19 protein-coding genes are annotated in these 20,466 nt (G+C 64.2%); 9 read left to right on the top strand and 10 right to left on the bottom strand.

Translation table 11 applies throughout. The features are described from left to right. Nucleotides 1-108 precede the first annotated feature (108 nt). The 3 genes from J2W49_RS12595 (at nt 109) to J2W49_RS12585 (ending at nt 3,722) form a co-directional block, all read left to right on the top strand. Nucleotides 109-2,652: an ABC transporter permease gene (locus tag J2W49_RS12595; RefSeq protein ID WP_310316264.1), complete on the top strand. Its 2,544-nt coding sequence runs from the start codon at nt 109-111 to the stop codon at nt 2,650-2,652. Between the two features lie 122 nt (nt 2,653-2,774). Further along, nucleotides 2,775-3,194, top strand: coding sequence for a group II truncated hemoglobin (locus tag J2W49_RS12590; RefSeq protein WP_310316261.1), 420 nt, complete (start codon nt 2,775-2,777; stop codon nt 3,192-3,194). Further along, the gene (locus tag J2W49_RS12585) at nt 3,195-3,722 is read left to right on the top strand and encodes a retropepsin-like aspartic protease family protein (protein WP_310316257.1); all 528 of its coding nucleotides are present in this window, start codon (nt 3,195-3,197) and stop codon (nt 3,720-3,722) included. It begins immediately after the preceding gene. Nucleotides 3,723-3,856: 134 nt separating this feature from the next. On the opposite strand, the gene J2W49_RS12580 is transcribed toward J2W49_RS12585, so the two are convergent. Both J2W49_RS12580 and radC read right to left on the bottom strand, forming a co-directional pair. Next, the gene (locus J2W49_RS12580) at nt 3,857-4,486 is read right to left on the bottom strand and encodes a Smr/MutS family protein (RefSeq protein ID WP_310316255.1); all 630 of its coding nucleotides are present in this window, start codon (nt 4,484-4,486) and stop codon (nt 3,857-3,859) included. A gap of 290 nt (nt 4,487-4,776) precedes the next feature. Beyond that, complete coding sequence (gene radC, locus J2W49_RS12575; RefSeq protein WP_310316252.1) at nt 4,777-5,469, bottom strand: RadC family protein; 693 nt, start codon at nt 5,467-5,469, stop codon at nt 4,777-4,779. A 130-nt stretch (nt 5,470-5,599) separates the two neighbouring features. On the opposite strand from radC, the gene J2W49_RS12570 reads away from it, so the two are divergent. The 4 genes from J2W49_RS12570 to serS all read left to right on the top strand — a co-directional run bounded on the left by J2W49_RS12570 (nt 5,600) and on the right by serS (nt 8,539). Next, on the top strand, nt 5,600-6,046 hold the full coding sequence (locus J2W49_RS12570) for an FKBP-type peptidyl-prolyl cis-trans isomerase (protein WP_310316249.1): 447 nt from the start codon (nt 5,600-5,602) through the stop codon (nt 6,044-6,046). Further along, the gene (locus J2W49_RS12565) at nt 6,043-6,183 is read left to right on the top strand and encodes a hypothetical protein (RefSeq protein ID WP_310316246.1); all 141 of its coding nucleotides are present in this window, start codon (nt 6,043-6,045) and stop codon (nt 6,181-6,183) included. The genes J2W49_RS12570 and J2W49_RS12565 overlap by 4 nt, the downstream gene beginning before the upstream one ends. 1 nt (nt 6,184) lies before the next feature. Further along, on the top strand, nt 6,185-7,156 hold the full coding sequence (gene ispH / locus J2W49_RS12560; RefSeq protein WP_310316243.1) for a 4-hydroxy-3-methylbut-2-enyl diphosphate reductase: 972 nt from the start codon (nt 6,185-6,187) through the stop codon (nt 7,154-7,156). A gap of 63 nt (nt 7,157-7,219) precedes the next feature. Continuing rightward, nucleotides 7,220-8,539, top strand: a complete 1,320-nt coding sequence (gene serS, locus J2W49_RS12555; RefSeq protein ID WP_310316240.1) for a serine--tRNA ligase — start codon at nt 7,220-7,222, stop codon at nt 8,537-8,539. Between the two features lie 60 nt (nt 8,540-8,599). On the opposite strand, the gene upp is transcribed toward serS, so the two are convergent. From upp to J2W49_RS12515, 8 genes are all read right to left on the bottom strand, one after another. Next, nucleotides 8,600-9,232 (bottom strand): uracil phosphoribosyltransferase, encoded by a 633-nt coding sequence (gene upp / locus J2W49_RS12550; protein WP_310316237.1) that lies wholly within the window; start codon nt 9,230-9,232, stop codon nt 8,600-8,602. A 143-nt stretch (nt 9,233-9,375) separates the two neighbouring features. Further along, nucleotides 9,376-10,302 (bottom strand): formate dehydrogenase accessory sulfurtransferase FdhD, encoded by a 927-nt coding sequence (locus J2W49_RS12545; RefSeq protein WP_310316235.1) that lies wholly within the window; start codon nt 10,300-10,302, stop codon nt 9,376-9,378. Between the two features lie 103 nt (nt 10,303-10,405). Beyond that, on the bottom strand, nt 10,406-10,789 hold the full coding sequence (locus J2W49_RS12540; RefSeq protein ID WP_310316231.1) for a hypothetical protein: 384 nt from the start codon (nt 10,787-10,789) through the stop codon (nt 10,406-10,408). Nucleotides 10,790-10,832: 43 nt separating this feature from the next. After that, nucleotides 10,833-12,056, bottom strand: a complete 1,224-nt coding sequence (locus J2W49_RS12535; RefSeq protein WP_310316229.1) for a formate dehydrogenase subunit gamma — start codon at nt 12,054-12,056, stop codon at nt 10,833-10,835. Nucleotides 12,057-12,069: 13 nt separating this feature from the next. Beyond that, entirely contained in the window at nt 12,070-12,318 is a 249-nt protein-coding gene (locus tag J2W49_RS12530; protein WP_405001015.1) for a hypothetical protein, read from the bottom strand. After that, on the bottom strand, nt 12,315-12,917 hold the full coding sequence (gene fdh3B, locus J2W49_RS12525; RefSeq protein WP_310316226.1) for a formate dehydrogenase FDH3 subunit beta: 603 nt from the start codon (nt 12,915-12,917) through the stop codon (nt 12,315-12,317). Before fdh3B ends, J2W49_RS12530 begins: the two co-directional genes overlap by 4 nt. 11 nt (nt 12,918-12,928) lie before the next feature. Next, complete coding sequence (locus tag J2W49_RS12520) at nt 12,929-15,895, bottom strand: formate dehydrogenase subunit alpha (protein ID WP_310316224.1); 2,967 nt, start codon at nt 15,893-15,895, stop codon at nt 12,929-12,931. A gap of 114 nt (nt 15,896-16,009) precedes the next feature. After that, nucleotides 16,010-16,240: a formate dehydrogenase gene (locus tag J2W49_RS12515; protein ID WP_310316222.1), complete on the bottom strand. Its 231-nt coding sequence runs from the start codon at nt 16,238-16,240 to the stop codon at nt 16,010-16,012. A gap of 476 nt (nt 16,241-16,716) precedes the next feature. On the opposite strand from J2W49_RS12515, the gene J2W49_RS12510 reads away from it, so the two are divergent. Continuing rightward, nucleotides 16,717-18,102, top strand: coding sequence for a sigma-54-dependent transcriptional regulator (locus J2W49_RS12510; protein ID WP_310316219.1), 1,386 nt, complete (start codon nt 16,717-16,719; stop codon nt 18,100-18,102). 34 nt (nt 18,103-18,136) lie between these two features. After that, nucleotides 18,137-20,230, top strand: a complete 2,094-nt coding sequence (locus J2W49_RS12505) for a sensor histidine kinase (protein ID WP_310316216.1) — start codon at nt 18,137-18,139, stop codon at nt 20,228-20,230. Nucleotides 20,231-20,466 lie beyond the last annotated feature (236 nt).

Genomic DNA, 20,466 nt, shown 5'->3' with positions numbered 1-20,466 from the left:
TGAACACTTGAGGGAGAAGATTGCGCAAGCAGCCGGATGGCTGCCTTTCAGGACAGTCTCCCGGCTTGCCATTTCATGTGGCTTTTGCCAATGAGATAAGGTAGCCGGATGAGCACACCCGCCACCCCCCTTCCCATTCGTTTCTGGACCCTCGGCTGGTCCTCGCTGGTGCGCGACTGGCGAGCCGGAGAGTTGCGATTGCTGGTGCTGGCCGTGACGCTGGCGGTGGCGGCACTCACGGCGGTGGGTTTTTTTGCGGACCGTCTGCAGAACGGGCTTTCCCGCGACGCCCGGGCCCTGATCGGCGGCGACGTGGTGCTCAGCAGCGACAACGCGCCTTCGCCGGGGTTTAAGGAAAAGGCCGGTGAGCTCGGCCTGCAGACCGTGCAGACCCTGGGCTTTCCGACCATGGGGCGGGCACCGGACGAGCAAGGTGGATCGGCGCGTTTGGTGGCGCTCAAGGCCGTGGGTCAGGGCTACCCGCTGCGCGGCGAGGTGCGCGTTTCTCGCTCGCCAGACGCGGTGGACGAACCCACCAGCGAGATTCCGGCCCCCGGCACCGCCTGGGTGGACGCGGCGCTGCTGGTGCAGTTGAACCTGCAGATGGGCCAGCCGCTGCTGCTGGGCGACGCCAGCTTCACTATCGCCCGGGTGATCGTGATCGAACCTGACCGCGGCGCCGGCTTCATGAGCTTTGCTCCGCGCGTGATGATCAACGACGCCGACCTGGCCGCCACCGGCCTGGTGCAACCCGCCAGCCGGCTCAACTACCGGCTGGCCGTGGCCGGCGCCGATGCACCGGTGGCCGAATTTGCCCGCTGGGCAGAAGCCGAAGTGAACAAACCGGGCGTGCGCGGCATCCGCATGGAATCGCTCGAAGGCGGCCGGCCTGAAATGCAGCAAACCCTGGAGCGCGCCGAAAAATTCCTCAACCTGGTGGCCCTGCTGGCGGCCTTGCTGTGCGCGGTGGCGGTGGCCATTGCGGCGCGCGGGTTTGCGCAGCGCCATCTGGACGACTGCGCCATGCTGCGTGTGCTGGGCCTTTCACAGGGCACCATGGCGCGCGCCTACACGCTGGAATTCGCACTCGTGGGCCTGGGGGCCAGCACGGTGGGCGTGGCCGTTGGCTACGCGGTGCACCATGTGTTCGTGGTCTTGCTGGCCGGTCTGGTGGAAGCCTCCTTGCCTGCACCCAGCATCGCCCCGGTGGTGCTGGGCCTGGGCATGGGTCTCACGCTGATGATGGCTTTTGGCCTACCGCCCGTGCTTCAGCTCGCTCAGGTGCCTCCGCTACGGGTGATCCGCCGCGATGTGGGTCAGCTCAAGCCCGCCACGCTGGGCGTGCTGGGGCTGGGCATTGCAGGCTTTGCGGCACTGCTGCTGGCGGCCAGCCGCGACCTGCTGCTGGGCGCGATTGCCGTGGGCGGGTTTGCGGCGGCCGTGCTGCTTTTCGCCGCGGTGAGCTACCTGGCGGTGCGCCTGCTGCGGGCCAGCGTGAACGAAGCCACCGCGCCGCGCGCCCTGGTCATGGCCACGCGCCAGCTCTCCGCCCGCCCCGCCTATGCGGTGGTGCAGATCAGCGCGCTCTCTGTGGGCCTGCTCGCACTGGTGCTGCTGGTGCTGTTGCGCACCGACCTGATCGCCAGCTGGCGCAACGCCACGCCGCCCGACGCGCCGAACCGCTTCGTGATCAACGTGCAGCCGGAACAGGGCGACGCCTTCCAGCAGACGCTGCGCGATGCTGGCGTGGAGCGCTACGACTGGTACCCGATGATCCGAGGCCGGCTGATCACCATCAATGGCAAACCTGTGCGCCCGGAGAACTTCACCGACGACCGCTCGCAGCGCCTGGTGGAGCGGGAATTTAACCTCTCCAACACCGCCACCCTGCCGCCGCACAACCCGGTGGTGCAGGGTCGCTGGACCGACAACGAAGCCGACGCCCTGAGCGTGGAATCGGGGCTGGCCGAACAGCTGGGCCTGAAGCTCGGCGACCGCCTGGGCTTCAACATCGCTGGCCAGGTCACCGAAGGCCGCATCACCAGCCTGCGCGAGGTCGACTGGGGCTCCATGCGCGTGAACTTCTTTGTCATCTTCCCGCAGACCGTGGTGCCCGATGTGCCCGTGTCCTACATCAGTGCCTTCAAGGCGCCCGAAGGCAACCCCCAGTTTGACAACACACTGGTGCGCGACTACCCCAACATCACCAACGTGGACATGAGCCAGACCATCGCCCAGGTGCAGCGCGTGCTGGGGCAGGTGATCAGCGCCATCGAGTTCCTGTTCGCCTTCACTCTGGCGGCCGGCCTGGTGGTGCTGCTCTCGGCGATCACCGCCACCCGGGGTGAGCGGGAGCGCGAGTTCGCCATCCTGCGCGCCGTGGGCGCCAGCTCGGCGTTGTTGCGGCAGGTCCAGCGCATCGAACTGCTGGGTGTGGGCCTGCTGGCGGGCTTCCTGGCTTCGGTGGTGGCCGTGGTGGTGGGCTGGGCACTGGCCCGCTACGCCTTCGAATTCGCCTGGACCGCTTCTCCACTGGTGCCCGTTGCGGGCAGTCTCACTGGCGCGGTGCTGGCCCTGATGGCGGGCTGGTGGGGCTTGCGCAGTGTGCTGCGCACGCCGGTGGTGGAAACCTTGCGCAAGGCAACTGTTTAGACTTGTCACACCCCCCGCGCCGCCTTCGGCGTCACCCCCCAGGGGGCGACACCAGCGATCCGGCGAAGCCGGTCTCGCGGTGTCTCTGGATTGGAGGCGCGTCACTCGTTGTCTGACTTCTTATGAGCTCTGGAAATTCAATTGCTCCTGCAGCCCCAGCCACCCCTTTTGAATGGATCGGTGGAGAAGCGCGTGTGCGCGCGCTGGTGGACCGCTTCTACGACCTGATGGACATTGAGCTGGGCTACCGCGAACTGCGCCTGGCCCACGGCAGCACGCTGGACGACGCGCGGCAGAAGCTGTTCTGGTTTCTGTGTGGCTGGCTGGGCGGTCCGCAGCACTACACCGAACGCTTCGGCCACCCGCGCCTGCGCATGCGTCACATGCCGTTTGCCATCGGCATCGTCGAGCGAGACCAGTGGCTGGCCTGCATGGACCAGGCCATGGGCGAGACCGGCGTGGACCCGGCCTTGCGTGAACGCTTGAAGACCAGCTTCTTCCAGACGGCGGACTGGATGCGGAACACCCCCGGGAGCCCCTGAATGTCTGTGCCGGAGACCGACGACAGCGTGCTGCGCACCACGCGCCGTGGTTCGATCGCCATCCTGGCGTTCTGGGTGGCCATGCTGGGGCTTCTCTATATGGGGTTTTCTTATGTCGAACAGCGACAGGAAGCAGCCTATGTGGCCCACGCGGGCGACCAGGGCGAACTGGTCATTCCGCGCGGGCGCGACGGACACTTCAGGGTGACTGGCGAGGTCAATGGACAGGCGGTGATGTTTCTGGTGGACACCGGCGCCAGCAGCGTCGCGGTCAGTGAGGCATTTGCACAAAAGGCTGGGTTGTCTGGCGGAGTGGCCATCACGCTGCAGACCGCCAACGGCGCCTTGCCTGGGCGCATGCTGCGCAATGTGCCGGTGCGGGCAAGCCACCTGGGGTCCGTGCCCGCCGTGGTGGCTGTGGGTCTGGTGGGGCTGGACGAGGACGAGGCCTTGCTGGGGCAGAGCTTTCTGTCGCGGTTCGACATCCAGATCGTGCAGAACGAGATGCGCCTGACGCCGCGAATCTGAGATGGCCCCCCGCGCCGCCTTCGGCGTCACCCCCCTGGGAGGGGGGCGGTATCAGCGGCCTGGCAAAGCCAGTTCCGCGATACCCCTGGAATGGGCCACCTCATGCGTTAAGCCTGTGCCTTGGAGTGAGGGCGTCACCTCAACAGAACGACAAGCGCGCCGGCCCCGCCCTCGGCGGGCCGCGCCTGCACAAAGGCCATCACTTCCTTTTTCTGCACCAGCCAGCGCAGCACACGGCCTTTGAGCACCGGCGCGCGACCGGGTGAGCCCAGGCCTTTACCGTGCACCACCCGGACGCAGCGCAGCCCCTGCTGATGCGCCTCACGCACGAACCGGCCCAAGGCCTCGCGGGCCTCGTCCGTGCGAAGGCCGTGCAGGTCGATCTGACGCTGGATGCTCCAATGTCCTTCACGCAGCTTGCGCGCCAGATCCGGCCCCAGACCCGGGCGGCGGTAGCTCAGGGCTTCATCGGTATGCAGCAGGGTTTCAACGTCGAAATCGTCAGACAGCGCCTCGCGCATCACGGACGCTTCGTCCAGCTGGCGCTGGCGGGGCGAAGGGTCCACAGGCCTGGGCGGGTGATGCACACGCCGAGCAGTGACCAGCGGCTGCACAGGGCCCACGGCCAGTTCAAACAGCCGCTTCTCCCGGTCCAGCCGAATCAGACGCCTGCGCTCAGCCTCCTGCGCAGCAGCCTCGGCGGCCGCCCGCTGGGCGATCACCTTCTGCAACATCTTGAGTTCGGCGAGCGAGCGCAGTTTCATGGTGGCCCATTCTCGCGCAGGAGCGCTGACCCACCGGCCCGGCCAGTCTCTTCGAACCGAGTGGAGGCGCCGCCTCCGGAGAGGGTGTCTTGTCCAGGGCACCCGTGGAACTGGCTCTGCCAGGCCACAGGGTGCGCCCCCCCCTCTGGGGGGAAGCCGCAAAGCGGCGCAGGGAGGAGCTCTAGAGCCTCCGGAGCGCGTGACCTATCCAGCACACACCGAAGATCCGGCTTCGCCGGGCCAAGGGTGTGGTCCCCCTGGGGGGAAGCCGCGGAGCGGCGCAGGGGGGGTCATACCATGCCCATCTCGGCCATGGAGACAGCCTGCTCGCGCGTGACAATGAAATGGTCCAGCACCCGGACGTCCACCAAAGCCAGCGACGCTTTCAAGGTCTGCGTGAGTGCTTCATCGGCGCGGGATGGCTGGGCCGTTCCGCTGGGATGGTTGTGGGCCAGCACCACCGCGGCGCAATGGTGGTGCAAGGCACGCAGCACCACTTCCCGGGGGTAGACACTGGTTTGCGAAAGCGTGCCGCGAAACAGCTCTTCCAGCGCAATGAGCCGGTTCTGACTGTCCAGGAACAGCACCGCGAACACCTCGTGCGCATGTGCCCCCAACTGCAGTTGCAGGTAGTCACGTACCGCTCTCGGGCTGTCAAACAGCGGGCGCGCTTGGAGTTCTTGCGACAGTGCGCGCCGGGCCAGCTCCAGCACCGCCACCACCTCGGCGCGCTTGGCCGGCCCCAGCCCCTTGACGACCCTGAGCGCTTCGGCGCCGGTGTGCAGCAGGCCGCCCACGCCACCGAAGCGGTCCAGCAGTTCCTGCGCCAGCTGCACCACGTGCTTGCCACTGATGCCGGTGCGCAGCAGCAAGGCCAGCAATTCAGCGTCGCTGAGCGCCGAAGGCCCCCGCATCAGCAGTTTTTCGCGCGGTCGCGCATCGGCCGGCATGCTCTTGAGCCCGGACTTGGCAAGGCCTTCCATGTGTTTTTCTCCCTGTTTTGATTCTTTGGCAGGCCGCTTTTTACAATAGCGGGTGTTTCGCTTTTTGTCCTGTTGGCGTTTCAGACCGTTTTCGACGCCCCAACTCCCTGAATTCATCCCTATTTCGTCCATGCCCCAAGTCCAAGAAGGCTCTTTCCTCACCCTGCACTACCGCATGTCGGGACCGCAAGGTCAGGTCATCATCGACACCTTCGATGGCCAGCCCGCGACGTTGAGCCTGGGCGCGGGCGAACTCTCGCCCGCCATCGAGCAACGCCTGATCGGTCTTGAAGAAGGCACGCGCACCGTCATCGAACTGCCTGAAGGCGAAGCCTTCGGCGAACGCCAGCCGGAAATGGTGCAATGGGTGGCGCGCAGGCTGCTCAACGAGCTGGGCGATCCGAACGAACAGTACGTGGCTGGCGACGTGGTGCAGTTCCCCACACCAGACGGTCTGGGCCACTACGCGGGCGCCGCGGTTGAAGTGCGCGAAGATGGCGCAGTGCTGTTCGACTTCAACCACCCCTTGGCCGGCCAGGCCGTGCGCTTCGAGGTGCAACTGATCGGAATCTTGTGAAGTACCCCCGCGCCGCCTTCGGCGTCACCCCCTCAAGGGGGCGGCACCTGCCGTCCGGCAAAGCCGGCCCGGCGTTGCCACTGGATGGCGCCTCCTCATGCGTGGAGCAACAGCGCTTCGACATGGCTCAAGACTGATATGACCCTTTCCCAAGAAATCATCCTGGCGGAACCGCGCGGCTTTTGTGCGGGCGTGGACCGCGCCATCGAGATCGTCGAGCGCGCGCTCGCCAAGTTCGGCCGGCCCATTTATGTGCGCCACGAAATCGTGCACAACACCTATGTGGTCAACGACCTCAAGGCCAAAGGCGCCATCTTCATTGAAGAGCTGGACGACGTGCCGGCCGGCGCCACGCTGGTGTTTTCCGCCCATGGCGTGAGCAAGGCCATTCAGGAAGAAGCGCAGCGGCGCGGTTTTCACATCTTCGACGCCACCTGCCCGCTGGTGACCAAGGTGCATGTGGAGGTGGCCAAGCTGCACCGCGAAGGTTTTGAGTTCATCATGATCGGGCACAAGGGCCACCCGGAAGTGGAAGGCACCATGGGCCAGCTCGACAGCGGCATCCATCTGGTGGAAGACGTGGAAGACGTGGCCCGCGTGGCACCGGCACAGACCACCAAGCTCGCGGTCGTGACGCAGACCACCTTGTCGGTGGACGACGCCGCCGAAATCCTCAATGCCGTGAAGGCGCGCTTCCCCCAGGTGCGCGAACCCAAGCAGCAAGACATCTGCTACGCCACCCAGAACCGGCAGGACGCAGTCAAGCTGCTCAGCCCACAGGTCGACATCGTGATCGTGGTGGGCAGCCCCACCAGCTCCAACAGCAACCGCCTGCGCGAAGTGGCCATCAAGCTGGGCACGCCCAGCCACATGGTCGACAGCGCCGAAGAACTGGAACCCGAATGGTTCGCTGGCAAGGCCCGAGTGGGCCTGACCGCAGGTGCATCCGCGCCGGAAATTCTCGTTCGCCAGGTGATGGACCGCATCAAGGCGCTGGGCGCGATTTCGGTGCGCACCATGGACGGTCTGTCCGAGACCGTGAAATTTCCCTTGCCCAAGGGCCTGCGCATCGAGGGCGAGACCGGCTCGCCCATCGAGCATCTGCGCTGAATCCGGCCCGACCATCGCTCACCTCATGCATGGCCCGGCACCGGGCCTTCCACACATCACACCATGCTCGACATCGTTCAACTGAGAAAAGACCTCAACGCCGTGATCGCCCGGCTGGAGACCCGCAAGCAGCCCCAGCCCTATCTCGACGTGGCCCAGTTCAGCGCGCTGGAAACCGAACGCAAGACCCTGCAGACCCGCACCGAAGAACTCCAGAGCCAGCGCAACAGCCTGTCCAAACAGATCGGCATGCTCAAGGGAAAGGGACAACACGCCGAAGCCGAGGCGGTGATGGCCCAGGTGGGGCAGATCAAGACCGAACTCGATGCGTCGGCCAGCCGGCTGGAAGTGCTTCAGACCGAACTGCAGTACCTGCTGCTGGCAGTGCCTAATCTGCCGCACGAGAGCGTGCCGGTGGGCGCGGGCGAAGAAGGCAATGTGGAAGTGCGCCGCTGGGGCACACCGCGCGCGTTCGATTTCGACGTGCGCGACCATGTGGAGGTCGGCGAGAAACTGGGCCTGGACTTCGACACCGGCGTCAAACTCGCCGGCTCACGCTTCACCTTCATGCGCGGCCCCATCGCCAGCCTGCACCGGGCACTGGCGCAGTTCATGCTGGATGTGCAAACCCGCGAGCACGGCTACACCGAGTGCTACACGCCCTACATCGTCAACAGCGACACCCTGCGCGGCACCGGCCAGTTGCCGAAGTTCGAGGGTGACCTGTTCGCGGTGAAAAAAGGTGGCCAGGAAGGCGAACCGGTACCTGACAACCAGGCGCTGTACCTGATTCCCACATCGGAGGTGACGCTCACCAACACCGTGCGCGACACGGTGTTGTCCGAAGCCGACCTGCCTATCAAGCTCACCGCACACACCCCGTGCTTTCGCTCAGAAGCCGGCAGCGCCGGGCGCGACACGCGCGGCATGATCCGGCAGCACCAGTTCGACAAGGTGGAAATGGTGCAGATCGTGCACCCGGACAAGAGCTACGAAGCGCTCGAAGCCATGACCACGCACGCCGAAGCCATTCTGCAGAAGCTGGGCCTGCCCTACCGCGTCGTGAGCCTGTGTACCGGCGACATGGGCTTTGGCGCCAGCAAGACCTACGACCTCGAGGTCTGGGTACCCGCGCAGGGCACCTACCGCGAAATCAGCTCGGTCTCCAACTGCGAAGCCTTCCAGGCCCGGCGCCTGCAGGCGCGTTACAAGAACGCCCAGGGCAAGAACGAACTCGTGCACACCCTCAACGGCTCCGGTCTCGCGGTGGGCCGTGCCCTGGTCGCTGTGCTGGAAAACAACCAGAACGCCGACGGCAGTGTGACCGTGCCTGAAGTGTTGCGCCCTTACCTGGGCGGTACCGAACGACTGATTCCCGCCTGAGGCGGCGCCCGAAGGCCTACGCCAGCGCCGAGGCGTGGTGTGGCGCTACGTGGGATGTGCCTACTTCGTTCCAAAGATGCGGTCACCCGCGTCGCCCAGCCCCGGCACGATGTACCCATGTTCGTTCAGACCCCGGTCCACGGCAGGTGTGTAGATGGGCACGTCGGGATGGTGGTCGTGAAAATTCTTGATGCCTTCCGGGCAGGCGACCAGGCAGACGAAGCGCAAGGAGCGCGGCTGGGTCTGCTTGAGGCGATCCACCGCAGCCACGGCCGAGTTGCCGGTAGCCAGCATGGGGTCCAGCACGATCACATCTCGTTCGGCCATGTCCTGCGGCATCTTGAAGTAGTACTCCACCGCCTTCAGCGTGGCGGGGTCGCGGTAAAGACCGATGTGACCCACGCGGGCTGCGGGCAGCACCTGCAACATGCCGTCCAGGAAGCCATTGCCTGCGCGAAGAATGGAAGCCAGCACGATCTTCTTGCCGTCGATGATGCGCGAGGTCATCTTCTCCAGCGGGGTCTCGATCTCGATCTCCTGCATGGGCATTTCCCGCGTGAGCTCGTAGGCGAGCAAGATGCTGACTTCATGCGCCAGCTCCCGGAAGCTCTTGGTGCTGGTGTCCTTGCGGCGCATCAGCGTGAGCTTGTGCTGGACGAGGGGGTGATCGATGACATGAACGGCTCGGCTCATCGGCTGCTTTCATAAGAGATGGGAGTTGAACCCGTGGCAGGCCGGTACAGCGTCACTTCACGGCATCGCAGCACCGGGCGCACAGGCCGGAATGTCCAGAGTTTATGCCCGATCCCGCCTCGCACAGGCGTTCACGCACCGCCTCAGGCGGACAAGGCCTTTACATCGCCAGCCGAAGCCGTTGGAGCCTCTGGCGGTATCGCGTCCAGCACGAGGCGCTGGGCGTTTGCGTAACAGAGAAAACGCTTGTTGGTGGCGCGCCCGATGGCACACAGGCCCACCCGCTGCGCCACCTCCAGCCCCATTTGCGTGATGCCGCTGCGCGACACCACGATCGCCACACCCATTTGCGCCGACTTGATGACCATCTCGCTGGTGAGACGACCGGTGGTGTAGAAGACCTTCACGGAGCCGGCCGAAGCCAGATCAGCCCCCTCGGGGGGCAGCGACCCGCGTGAGCGGTGGAGCGTGGGGGCATCAGCCTGATCCAATGCCATCCAGCCCGCAATGGTGTCCACCGCGTTGTGGCGCCCCACATCTTCAACAAACAGGCGCAACCCGCTGCCGCCAAACAAGGCGCAGGCGTGAACCGAGCCGGCCGACTTGTAGGTGCTTTCCTTGAGCCGGATCGCATTGACGATTTCATACAGGGCCGACTGGTGCAACAGGGCCCCCTCGGGCAGGCGGATCTGGTCGATCTCGTCCATCAGATTGCCAAACACGCTGCCCTGCCCACACCCGGTGGTCACCACCCGCTTGGCCGTGCGCTCCTCGATGCGGTCGATGCCGTGGCGGGTCTTGACGGAAGCTGCGCCCACATCCCAGTCGACCGTGACGGACTCGATTTCTTCAATGGACTTCACCAACCGCTGATTGAGCAGATACCCCAACACCAGCCATTCGGGATGGGCACCCAACGTCATCAGGGTCACGAGCTCGCGTTTGTCGACGTAGACCGTGAGATCGCGCTCGGCCGGAATGAAGATCGTCTCGCGCTGGCCATGCTGATTGGTGACCTCGACTTCACGGGTCAGCGGTGCACGGGCCTGGGTCAGGTGGGGCAAAGGCATGGGAAGAGACTAACGCAAGAAAAGGGCCGCCACCCGGAGGTGCGGCCCATGGGAGGCACGCGAAAGGGTCATTGGGCACTTGGCAGTGCCGCCCTCGTCTGGTTTATTTTGCAGGGGTGGGCGCCGCCGGAGGCGCTGTCCCGCTCGGAGGGGCAACGGCTGTCGCGGCCGGCGAATGCGCTTCAGCCGCTTCGACCGGCTTGGGAGGCACGTAAACAAATGCACCCGGATCGGTGCAAGCGGGTGCATTCTGGGCGCTCTTGACCGGCTTGCCCATGGTTGCGGCGGTCTTGAAGTGGTTCTCAGCGGCTTTGTCCATGGAGCGGCACAGTTTGTAAGCCTCCACTTTGCCGGAGTGGGCAGTGCGGGCAGCCGCCTCGGCCGCCTTGGCCTTGGCTTCATCTGACAGCGGCGCAGGCGCGGGCAGCTTGGCATGCGCGGCGGCAGCCAGCATCAACGATAAGCACAACAACAGACTGCGTTTCATGAAAGTCCTGTTCAGAGTGGTGTGTCAGTTCAGCACGAGGGCGTCAGGCCTTGGCGACCTGGGCAGCGTCCGTGCCATCCGTGTTTGTGGTGCTGCGCTGGGCAGGAATCTTGCCGGTCTTGATGTCGTCGTACCAGTACTCGTGGTGTTCCTTGGCCCAGGTTTCATCGACATAGCCGGTCTTCATCGCACTGTACGCACCGCGCATGCCCAGCGTACCCATGTAGATGTGTCCCATGAACAGCGCCATCATCAGCACGGCGGCACTCGCGTGGATCATGTGCGCCAACTGCATGTTGGCACGTGTGTATTCCACTGCGGGCACGATCTTGTCCAGAAAGACGCCAGAGCCGGCCACCAGTGCACCGAACAGGAACACGCCGGCCCAGAACAACAGCTTTTCACCCGCATTGAAGCGGTGCGAAGGCACCTCTTGTTTACCCAGCAGACCACCACCTTTCAGCAGCCAGGTGAGGTCACCCTTGCCTGGCAGGTTGTCGCGCACGAACACCAGGAACACCACGATCAGTGACACCACAAAAAGCGGTCCCACAAAATTGTGCGCGTTCTTGAGCGCGTAAGTGAGCCACCCGAACAGGGTGCTGCCCATGATGGGCAGCAGGAAGAACTTGCCGAAGGCCATCACGATGCCTGAGATGGCCAGCGTGACAAACGCAATGGCATTCACCCAGTGCGCCGCGCGCTCGAAGTAGGTGAAGCGTTCAATCTTGCGACCGGTTTCCTTGCCGTGCAGCTCGATGGTGCCCTTGGTGAAATAGAACAGTGCGATGGCCACCAGCGCAATCAGCAGCAGCGAGCCGCCATAGGGCAGGATCCAGTCGTTGCGCACCTGGCGCCACGCTTCACCTGCGGTGGTGTAGCGGGAGCCCGGGTACTGCACGAAGCCCTGGATCATGTTGCCCGCTTCCGGGTAAGGCAGGTTGGTGACACCGGTCACGCCTTTGCCCACATCGCGCCACATGGGCGCGTTGTTGCCGGGTTGCACCTGCCCACGCTGAGCGTTGGTCTGATCGGCGTAATTGGGATCGGTGCTGGCGTCGGGCGCGATCTCGAAGATGTTGGCACTGCGAATGCCGCCCTGCTGAGCCGGCGCAGTGGTGGCCGCTGGCGGTGCCGGATCGTCCTGGGCGGGCTCGACCTTGAGCGCCTGTGCGCTCGCCAGACCAACACCCAGACCCAGAACAGCGGCCGTCCAGAAGCCTGGGCCGGTGAGCCGGCGCAAACCCGTGATCAAAAGCTTGTGCATAAGGCCGTCCTGGTCAGTTGCTCATGCGGGTGTAGTCGTTCTGCCCGTACTGCGCACGGGTTTTCAACTGCTGCTCCCAGCTGCTGCGGTCACCGGGTTTCCAGCCGCCTTGCGCGTACTGGCTGCTGCCCACGCCCTGGTACGGTGCGTTGTCCTGCTTGATGCCCTGCCCGGTCATCTCCTGTGGCTGTTCACCACAGGCTGCCAACGCCAGTGCTGACAGCGCCAAGGCGGTCGAAAGGAAGAAACGTGAAACCATCATGATTTGCCTCCTTGCGCGCTGCCGTAAGCGGTGCCCCAGCCCCAGACTTCTGCCCCCTTGCCCCGCTGCAGCACACGGCTGCGGAAGATGTCGGCCACCACGTCGCCGTCACCAGCCAGCAAGGCCTTGGTCGAGCACATTTCTGCACACGCGGGCAGCTTACCTTCGGCGAGGCGGTTGCGACCGTATTTTTCGAACTCGGACTGGCTGCCGTGCGCTTCGGGGCCGCCGGCACAGAAGGTGCACTTGTCCATCTTGCCGCGCACGCCAAAGGTGCCCTGCGAAGGGAACTGGGGCGCGCCGAAGGGGCAGGCGTAGGAGCAGTAGCCGCAGCCGATGCAGACATCCTTGTCGTGAAGCACCACACCTTCTTCGGTGCGGTAGAAGCAGTTCACGGGGCAGACCGCCATGCAGGGTGCGTCACTGCAATGCATGCAGGCCACAGAGATCGACTTCTCGCCGGGCACACCGTCGTTGAGGGTGACCACGCGGCGGCGGTTCACGCCCCAGGGCACCTCGTGTTCGTTCTTGCAGGCCGTCACACAACCGTTGCATTCGATGCAGCGCTCTGCATCGCAGATGAATTTCATTCTTGCCATCGTGTGTCTCCTTAGGCCTTGGCGATGTTGCAGACCGTGGTCTTGGTTTCCTGCATCATGGTCACGATGTCGTAACCATAGGTGGTGGCGGTGTTGACGGCTTCGCCGCGAACAACCGGGAACGCACCATCGGGGTAATAGGGTTTCATGTCTTCACCTTGCCAGCGGCCAGAGAAGTGGAACGGCAGGAACACAGTGTCCGGTCCCACGCGTTCGGTCACCAGCGCCTGCACATTGATGCGCGCTCCCGTGGGTGAGCTGACCCATACGCGGTCGCCATTGCGCACACCGCGCTCCGCCGCCGTGGCAGGGTTGATCTCCACGAACATCTCCTGCTGCAGTTCGGCCAGCCAGGGGTTGGATCGGGTTTCTTCGCCACCGCCCTCGTACTCGACCAGGCGACCCGAAGTCATGATCAGCGGGAATTTCTCGTGCACCTTTTCGTCTACGTTCTTCTGCTGCAGCGACTTGTAGAGGATGGGCAGGCGCCAGCGGGTCTTCTGGTCGTCGTGGCTGGGGTACTTGGCCACCAGATCGGGGCGGATGCCGTAGATGGGCTCGCGATGCTGCGGAATGCCGTCGGGGAAGTTCCAGACGATGGCGCGTGCCTTGGCATTGCCGAATGGGTGGCAGCCATGGGCCATGGCCACCCGGATGATCGCGCCCGTGGGATCGGTCTTCCAGTTCTTGCCCTCGGCAGCGGTTTTCTCGGCATCGCTGAGATCGTCCCACCAGCCCAGCTTCTTGAGCAGCACATGGTCGAACTCCGGGTAGCCCGTGGTGATCTCGGCGCCCAGCGAGTGCGAGCCGTCCTCGGCCAGCAGACTCACGCCCTCGCGCTCCACACCGAAGTTGGCGCGGAAGTTGCCGCCGCCTTCCATGACGTGCTTGGAGGTGTCGTACAGATTGGGTGAACCTGGGTGCTTGAGTTCCGGCGTGCCATAGCAGGGCCAAGGCAAGCCGAAGAAGTCACCGGTCATGTCGTACCCGGTTTCCTTGTCCACCACCGTGCCCTTGCACTTCAGGCTCTTGATGTCAAACGCCGCCATGTTGCGCATATGCGCCTTCAGGCGCTCTGGGCTCTGGCCGGTGTAGCCGATGGTCCAGACGGACTTGTTGATTTCACGGAGGATGTCTTCCACCGAGGGCTCATCCAGACCCTTGACCTTCTCCATCTTGTAGTTCTTGGACAGCTCATTGGCGAAGCCAAGCTTCTCGGCGAACTGGTGCATGATCATGTGATCGCTGCGGCTTTCCCACAGCGGCTCAATGACCTGCTCGCGCCACTGGATGGAGCGGTTGGAGGCGGTACAAGAGCCGCGGGTCTCAAACTGCGTGGCTGCGGGTAGCAGGTACACCGCGCGATTGGGATTCTGATCTTCCGGCTTGCCGGGCATGGCTGCCATCGAAGCCGTGGCAGATGGGTAAGGGTCCACCACCACCAGCAAGTCCAGCTTGTCCATGGCCCGCTTCATCTCCAGGCCCCGGGTCTGCGAGTTGGGTGCATGGCCCCAGAAGAATACGCCGCGCAGGTTCGGGCCCTGATCGATCAGCTCGTTGTTCTCCAGCACGCCGTCGATCCAGCGCGACACTGTGATGCCGGGCTTTTCCATCATGCCTTCGGCATACTGTTTCTTGATCCACTCGTAGTCGACACCCCATGTGGAAGCAAAGTGCTTCCAGGAGCCTGCCGCCAGGCCGTAGTAGCCAGGCAGTGAGTCGGGGTTGGGGCCGACGTCGGTGGCGCCCTGCACGTTGTCGTGACCACGGAAGATGTTGGTGCCTCCGCCGGTCTTGCCGACGTTGCCCAGCGCCAACTGGAGAATGCAGGTGGCACGCACCATGGCGTTGCCGATGGTGTGCTGCGTCTGGCCCATGCACCACACGATGGTGGCGGGCTTGGCTTCGGCCAGCATCTTGGCCACCTTGAACATCTGCTCTTCGCCCACACCGCAGGCTTCTTCCACCGCAGCGGGTGTCCACTTGGCCATCACGTCGGCCTTGACTGCCTCCATGCCATAGACCCGGTCGTTGATGTATTTCTTGTCTTCCCAGCCGTTCTTGAAAATGATGTGCAGCAGGCCGAACAGGAAGGGGATGTCGGTGCCGGAGCGGATGCGCACGTACTCGTCGGCCTTGGCGGCGGTGCGGGTGAAGCGCGGATCGACCACGATCATCTTGCAGCCGTTTTCCTTGGCGTGCAGCATGTGCAGCAGCGACACCGGGTGCGCTTCAGCGGCGTTGGAGCCGATGTACAACGCGCATTTGCTGTTCTGCATGTCGTTGTACGAGTTGGTCATGGCGCCATAGCCCCATGTGTTCGCCACGCCAGCCACCGTGGTGGAGTGGCAAATGCGGGCCTGGTGGTCACAGTTGTTGGTGCCCCAGAAGCTCACGAACTTGCGCAACAGGTAGGCCTGCTCGTTGTTGTGCTTGGAGGAACCGATGAAGTAGACCGAATCGGGACCGCTGGCCTCGCGCAGCTCCTTCATCTTGGCGGTGATCTCTTCCAGCGCGGTGTCCCAGCTGATGCGCTGGTACTTGCCGTTGACCAACTTCATGGGGTAGCGCAGGCGGTATTCGCCGTGGCCATGCTCACGAAGGGCGGCACCCTTGGCGCAGTGTGCACCGAGGTTGATGGGCGAATCGAACACCGGTTCCTGGCGCACCCAGACACCGTTTTCCACGATCGCGTCGGTCGCACAACCCACCGAGCAGTGGGTACAGACGGTGCGCTTGACTTCGATCTTGCCGGTGCCGTCGATGGACTTGCCCTCGGCCGCCTTGGCTTTCTTCACCAGGGTGAGCTGGGTGGCCGCAAGCCCGACCCCCACACCCAGGCCGGAGCGGCGCAGGAAGGCGCGACGGTCCATGGTGGGGAGCGCCGACGCCAGGCCGCGCTGCAGGTTGTGCACAAAGCTGGAATGTGAACGCGAGCCGTGCCCGGCCGTTGATGAGGATTTTTTGGTCAGCAACATTGTTTTGCCTCCGAAGGGTCTGCCTTGGCGGGAACGGGCGTTCTGGCGCGGTCGGTGGACTGGTGGAATCGTGGGGAAACGCGGGAAATCAAAAAGGCGAAAGCCGACTGGCACTCAGATGCGGGTGGTCTGGTAGTAGTGCTTCACGTGCTCGCTCAAGCTGTAGCCACCACCGCGCGTGGGTGCGGGACGCGCTGCGGCAGCTGCGGGTGCTTCAGTCTGGAGACGGGGCAACACGGTGGCCACGGCGGCGACCGCGCCCACCGTGCCGGCACCCGCAAACAGGGTGCGGCGATTCAGTCGGGATGGACCATCACCCGTGGGTTGGTGGGGGGACTTGCTCATGTGGTTCTCCTGGTTGAATGGGGTGCTCGCACACACTTGCGGCTTTCTTGCATACGTGGAATCTAACCTTGCAACAAAATGCGTGCAAGCGCGCTTCCCCTTCCTTTGCAAGCGCTGTTGTTTTCTCCGTAGCAGCGTTTCATGCGGCAGCGCAACATCCCGACGTGCTCCGGTTTTTATAGCCAGAAGCGTGCCAGGTCTGATCCCTCATCCACACAAGGCCGGCAGATCAGCGGGCCGCCTTACCCCGCTCTCTTCGTGCGGTTGGCAACCGGCTGAAGGCGCGCATCAGAACCTGGGTTAACCCTTAAATCTTTTGCATGCGTGACGAATAGTGGCGCCAAGTTGACCCGACATCTCGCGACAAATTGTCGCAACAGCAAGACGCAAAAAGGTGCAGGAACGTCCTTTGGCGGCGTCGGATTTGCAGCAATACCCAACTAATTTCGTAGGCTTAGTCCGTAGAATGCCGCCGGGTGGAACGCACGCATCTCCCCTCTGCACCCGAGAGAAATCTCGAAGGCTGGCCCGACTGGTCGATCCTGGTGGTCGACGATGAACAGGGCATGCTCAACTTTCTCGTCAAGACCCTGGCACCGCGTTGCCACTTCGTGATGAGCGCCAGCAGCGCCGAAGACGGCGCCGACTGGCTGCGCGGGCACCATGTGGATCTGGTGATCCTCGATATTTCACTGCCCGGCAAAAGCGGGGTGGCCTGGCTCAAGGAACTGCGTGATCAAGGCTTCACCGGGGAGGTGATCCTGATCACCGCCTTTGCCGATCTCGACACCGCCATCGAGGCCTTGAGGGCCGGTGCATCGGACTTCATCCTCAAGCCCTTTCGTGTTCCACAGATCCTCAACGCAGTGAAGCATTGCTACGAGCGCTCCCGGCTGCGGCGCGAGAACTTCGTGCTGCGGCGGGCGGTGGCCAGCCCGCCGGGCTTGAGCGAATCGCTGGTGGGTCAATCGCTTGCGATGCAGCAATTGCGCGCCTCCATGACGCGCGTTGCCTCCGTGGACAGCACGGTGTTGTTGCAGGGCGAATCGGGTACCGGCAAGGAGCTGGTGGCGCGTGCCCTGCATGCGCAGAGCAGCAGGGCCGGCGGCCCGTTTGTGCCGGTGAATTGCGCCTCCGTCTCTCCTGAGCTGATCGAAAGCGAACTGTTTGGGCATGCCAAAGGCGCCTTCACCGGTGCTGCGCGTGCGCGCGACGGGCTGTTTCTCTACGCCCAGGGCGGCACCCTCTTCCTGGATGAGATCGCCGAATTGCCGCTGTCCATCCAGGCCACGCTGCTGCGCGCCATTGAAGACCTGAACATCCGGCCCGTGGGCAGCGAACAGCTGGTGCCACTGAACCTTCGCATCATCGCGGCCACCAACCGCTCGCTCAGCGACGAGGTGGCCACAGGCCGATTTCGCAAGGACCTGTACTTTCGCCTGCAAGTGGTCGAACTGCTGCTGCCGCCACTGCGCGCGCACAAGGAAGACATTCCGGAACTGGTGGCGCATTTCATGGCACAGCTCGCGCCGTCGCTTGGCATGGAACCGCTGCAGATCACCGAACAGGAGATGGCCTTTCTGTCGCAGTACGGCTGGCCAGGCAACGTGCGCGAACTGCGCAACCTGATCGAACGCTCGCTGATCCTGGGCACGCTGAACGTCTCTGCGCTCTATCCCGGGGGCACGGGCATGGCCAGCGAATCGCAGGAGCCTCTGCCCACCGATCTGCATGCACTTGAAAAGCGCCACATCCTGAACGTGCTGGAGTCGGTGCAGGGCGACAAAACACGCGCTGCCCATTTGCTGGGCGTGTCACGCCGCACACTGGAACGGCGCGTGGCCGAATGGAATACACCTTGAAGACACCCCCGCCGCGCTGCGCGCGACCCCTGGCATGACACTCTGGCGCACCCCGCAGTGGCTGGCCTCGTCGGTGCGCAACAAGCTGCTGGCGATGGCGCTGCTGCCGCTGCTGGTGGCGTTCCCCCTGCTGGTGCTCGTGCTGGTGCTCTGGGGCAATTCGGCCTACGACCGCTTGCTGACCACCAAGGTGCGCAGCGACCTGGCGGTGGCCCGTGGCTATTTCGACCGCGTGCTGGTGGAAGTGGGCTCGGGCACGCAGGGCGTGGCGGGCTCGCTGGCCTTGTACACGGCGCTTCAAGCATCGCAGACAAGTACCACCGATCTCACGCGGCAACTGGCCGCATCGCGGGAGCAGCTGGGCCTCGACTTCCTGATGCTCTATTCGCCTGAAGGCCAACCGATCGCAAGCGCAGACACAACCGGGAACGCTGTCGCGAGCCCCATGCCGGCGGCCCTGGCAGAGTTGCTCGCCCACCCTGCCAAACCGTCAGCCAGCCACTCCGCGCGACTCATGCTGCTGGACCACGACACCGTGGCGCAACTGGCTCCCCACCTGCTATCGCGCTTGCGCATTGCGCTGGTCTCTACCCGCAATGCCGCACCCACCGCCCGCAACATCGAAGACCGTGCCATGGTGATGCTGTCGGCCATGCCGGTGACGGACAGTGCCGGGCGCACCATCGCCTTGCTCGCCGGCGGCCTGCTGCTGAACCAGAACCTGGGCTTCATCGACCACATCAACAGCATCGTCTATCCCGACGGTTCCCTGCCCTTTGACAGCCAAGGCACGGCCACCCTGTTCCTCGACGACGTGCGCATCACGACCAATGTGCGCCTCTTCCAGGACCAGCGCGCCATCGGCACGCGCGTGTCGCAAACCGTGCGCGACACCGTGCTGGGTGGCGGCAACACCTGGCTGGACCGCGCCTTTGTCGTCAACGACTGGTACGTCTCGGCCTATGAACCGCTGCTAGACGCGCGCGACCGGCGCATCGGCATGCTGTATGTGGGCTACCTGGAGGCGCCTTTTCGCATGGTGCGCTACGCCATGCTGGGCGCCATCGTGCTGATCTTCCTGTTGGTGATGACACTGTCTGCGTGGTTTTCCATGCGCTGGGCACGCAGCATCTTCCAGCCGGTGGAGCGCATGAACCACACCATGCTTCGCGTGGAAGAAGGCCACTCGCAGGCCCGTGTGGGCGCTCTGGCTGCGCGCGATGAACTGGGCGCCCTGGCCGGCCACCTCGACCACCTGCTGGACGTGATCGACGAAAAGACCCTGGCACTGCGGCGCTGGGGCGAGGAGCTGGACCTCAAGGTGGCCGAACGCACCCGAGAGCTGGAGGCCAGCAACACCTCGCTGAAACTGGCGCAGCAGCAACTGGTCAAAAGCGAAAAGCTCGCGGCCATCGGCCAGCTCACGGCCAGCATCGCGCACGAAATCAACAACCCCATCGCGGTGATGCAGGGCAACCTCGACCTGATGCGCGAAACCCTGGGTGCGCACAGCCTGCCCGTACAAGGCGAGCTCAGGCTGCTGGACGAACAGGTGGAACGCATGCGCCTGATCGTCACGCAACTGCTGCAGTACGCGCGCCCCACCGAATACGCAGGCTATGTGGAAGCCCTGGACCTTAACCGCACAGTGGATGACTGCCTGGTGCTCGTGAACCATCTGCTGGCACAGACACTCATTGAAGTACAACGCGACTTCCAGGCCACGCGGCGCGTGGGCTTCAACCGACAGGAACTGCAGCAGGTGATCATCAACCTGATGATCAACGCCATCCAGGCCATGCCCGAGGGTGGGGTGCTGCGGCTGGAGACGCAAGACTGGGCCGACGCGTCCGGGGTGGCGGGAGCGCGCCTGTGTGTGCAAGACAGCGGCAGCGGCCTCTCACCCGAAGTGCTGGACCGCCTTTTCCGTCCTTTCTTTACGACCAAGAACGATGGCAACGGCTTGGGCCTGTGGATCAGCCAGGGGCTGGTGGAGCGCTACGGCGGACACATCACGGCGGAGAACCGTTCGGATGCGGAAGGTGCTTCGTTCTGCGTGGCGTTGCTGACGGAACCCCATGCGCCGGATGCTGCGCCAACGGGGGATGGGCGGCCCGGGGTTCTTTGAGTTCGGTACTTCTTGCAGTTTCGTTCAGGGACCTCGCGCCAGGACGGTGGTGGCGCCCGCCTGCTCCGGCCTGCAGGGAGGTTAGGGCACACCCATTTTGGATAGCCAGCACCTCGTGAGGTGGATGGGCTGGGTGCGCGGGCGCAGGCCCCCATTCGCGGTTGCCACAGAGCCTGAACGCCTCAGGCGGTGTTGACGAAAAAGCAGTGGTGGGCCAAGGCAGACGCCCGCGAGCA

Origin of the sequence: Hydrogenophaga palleronii (assembly GCF_031457455.1) — a bacterium.
GTDB lineage: Bacteria > Pseudomonadota > Gammaproteobacteria > Burkholderiales > Burkholderiaceae_C > Hydrogenophaga > Hydrogenophaga palleronii_A.
The sequence above is the reverse complement of the archived record's forward strand: the minus strand, read 5'-3'. Positions and strand labels throughout refer to the sequence as shown.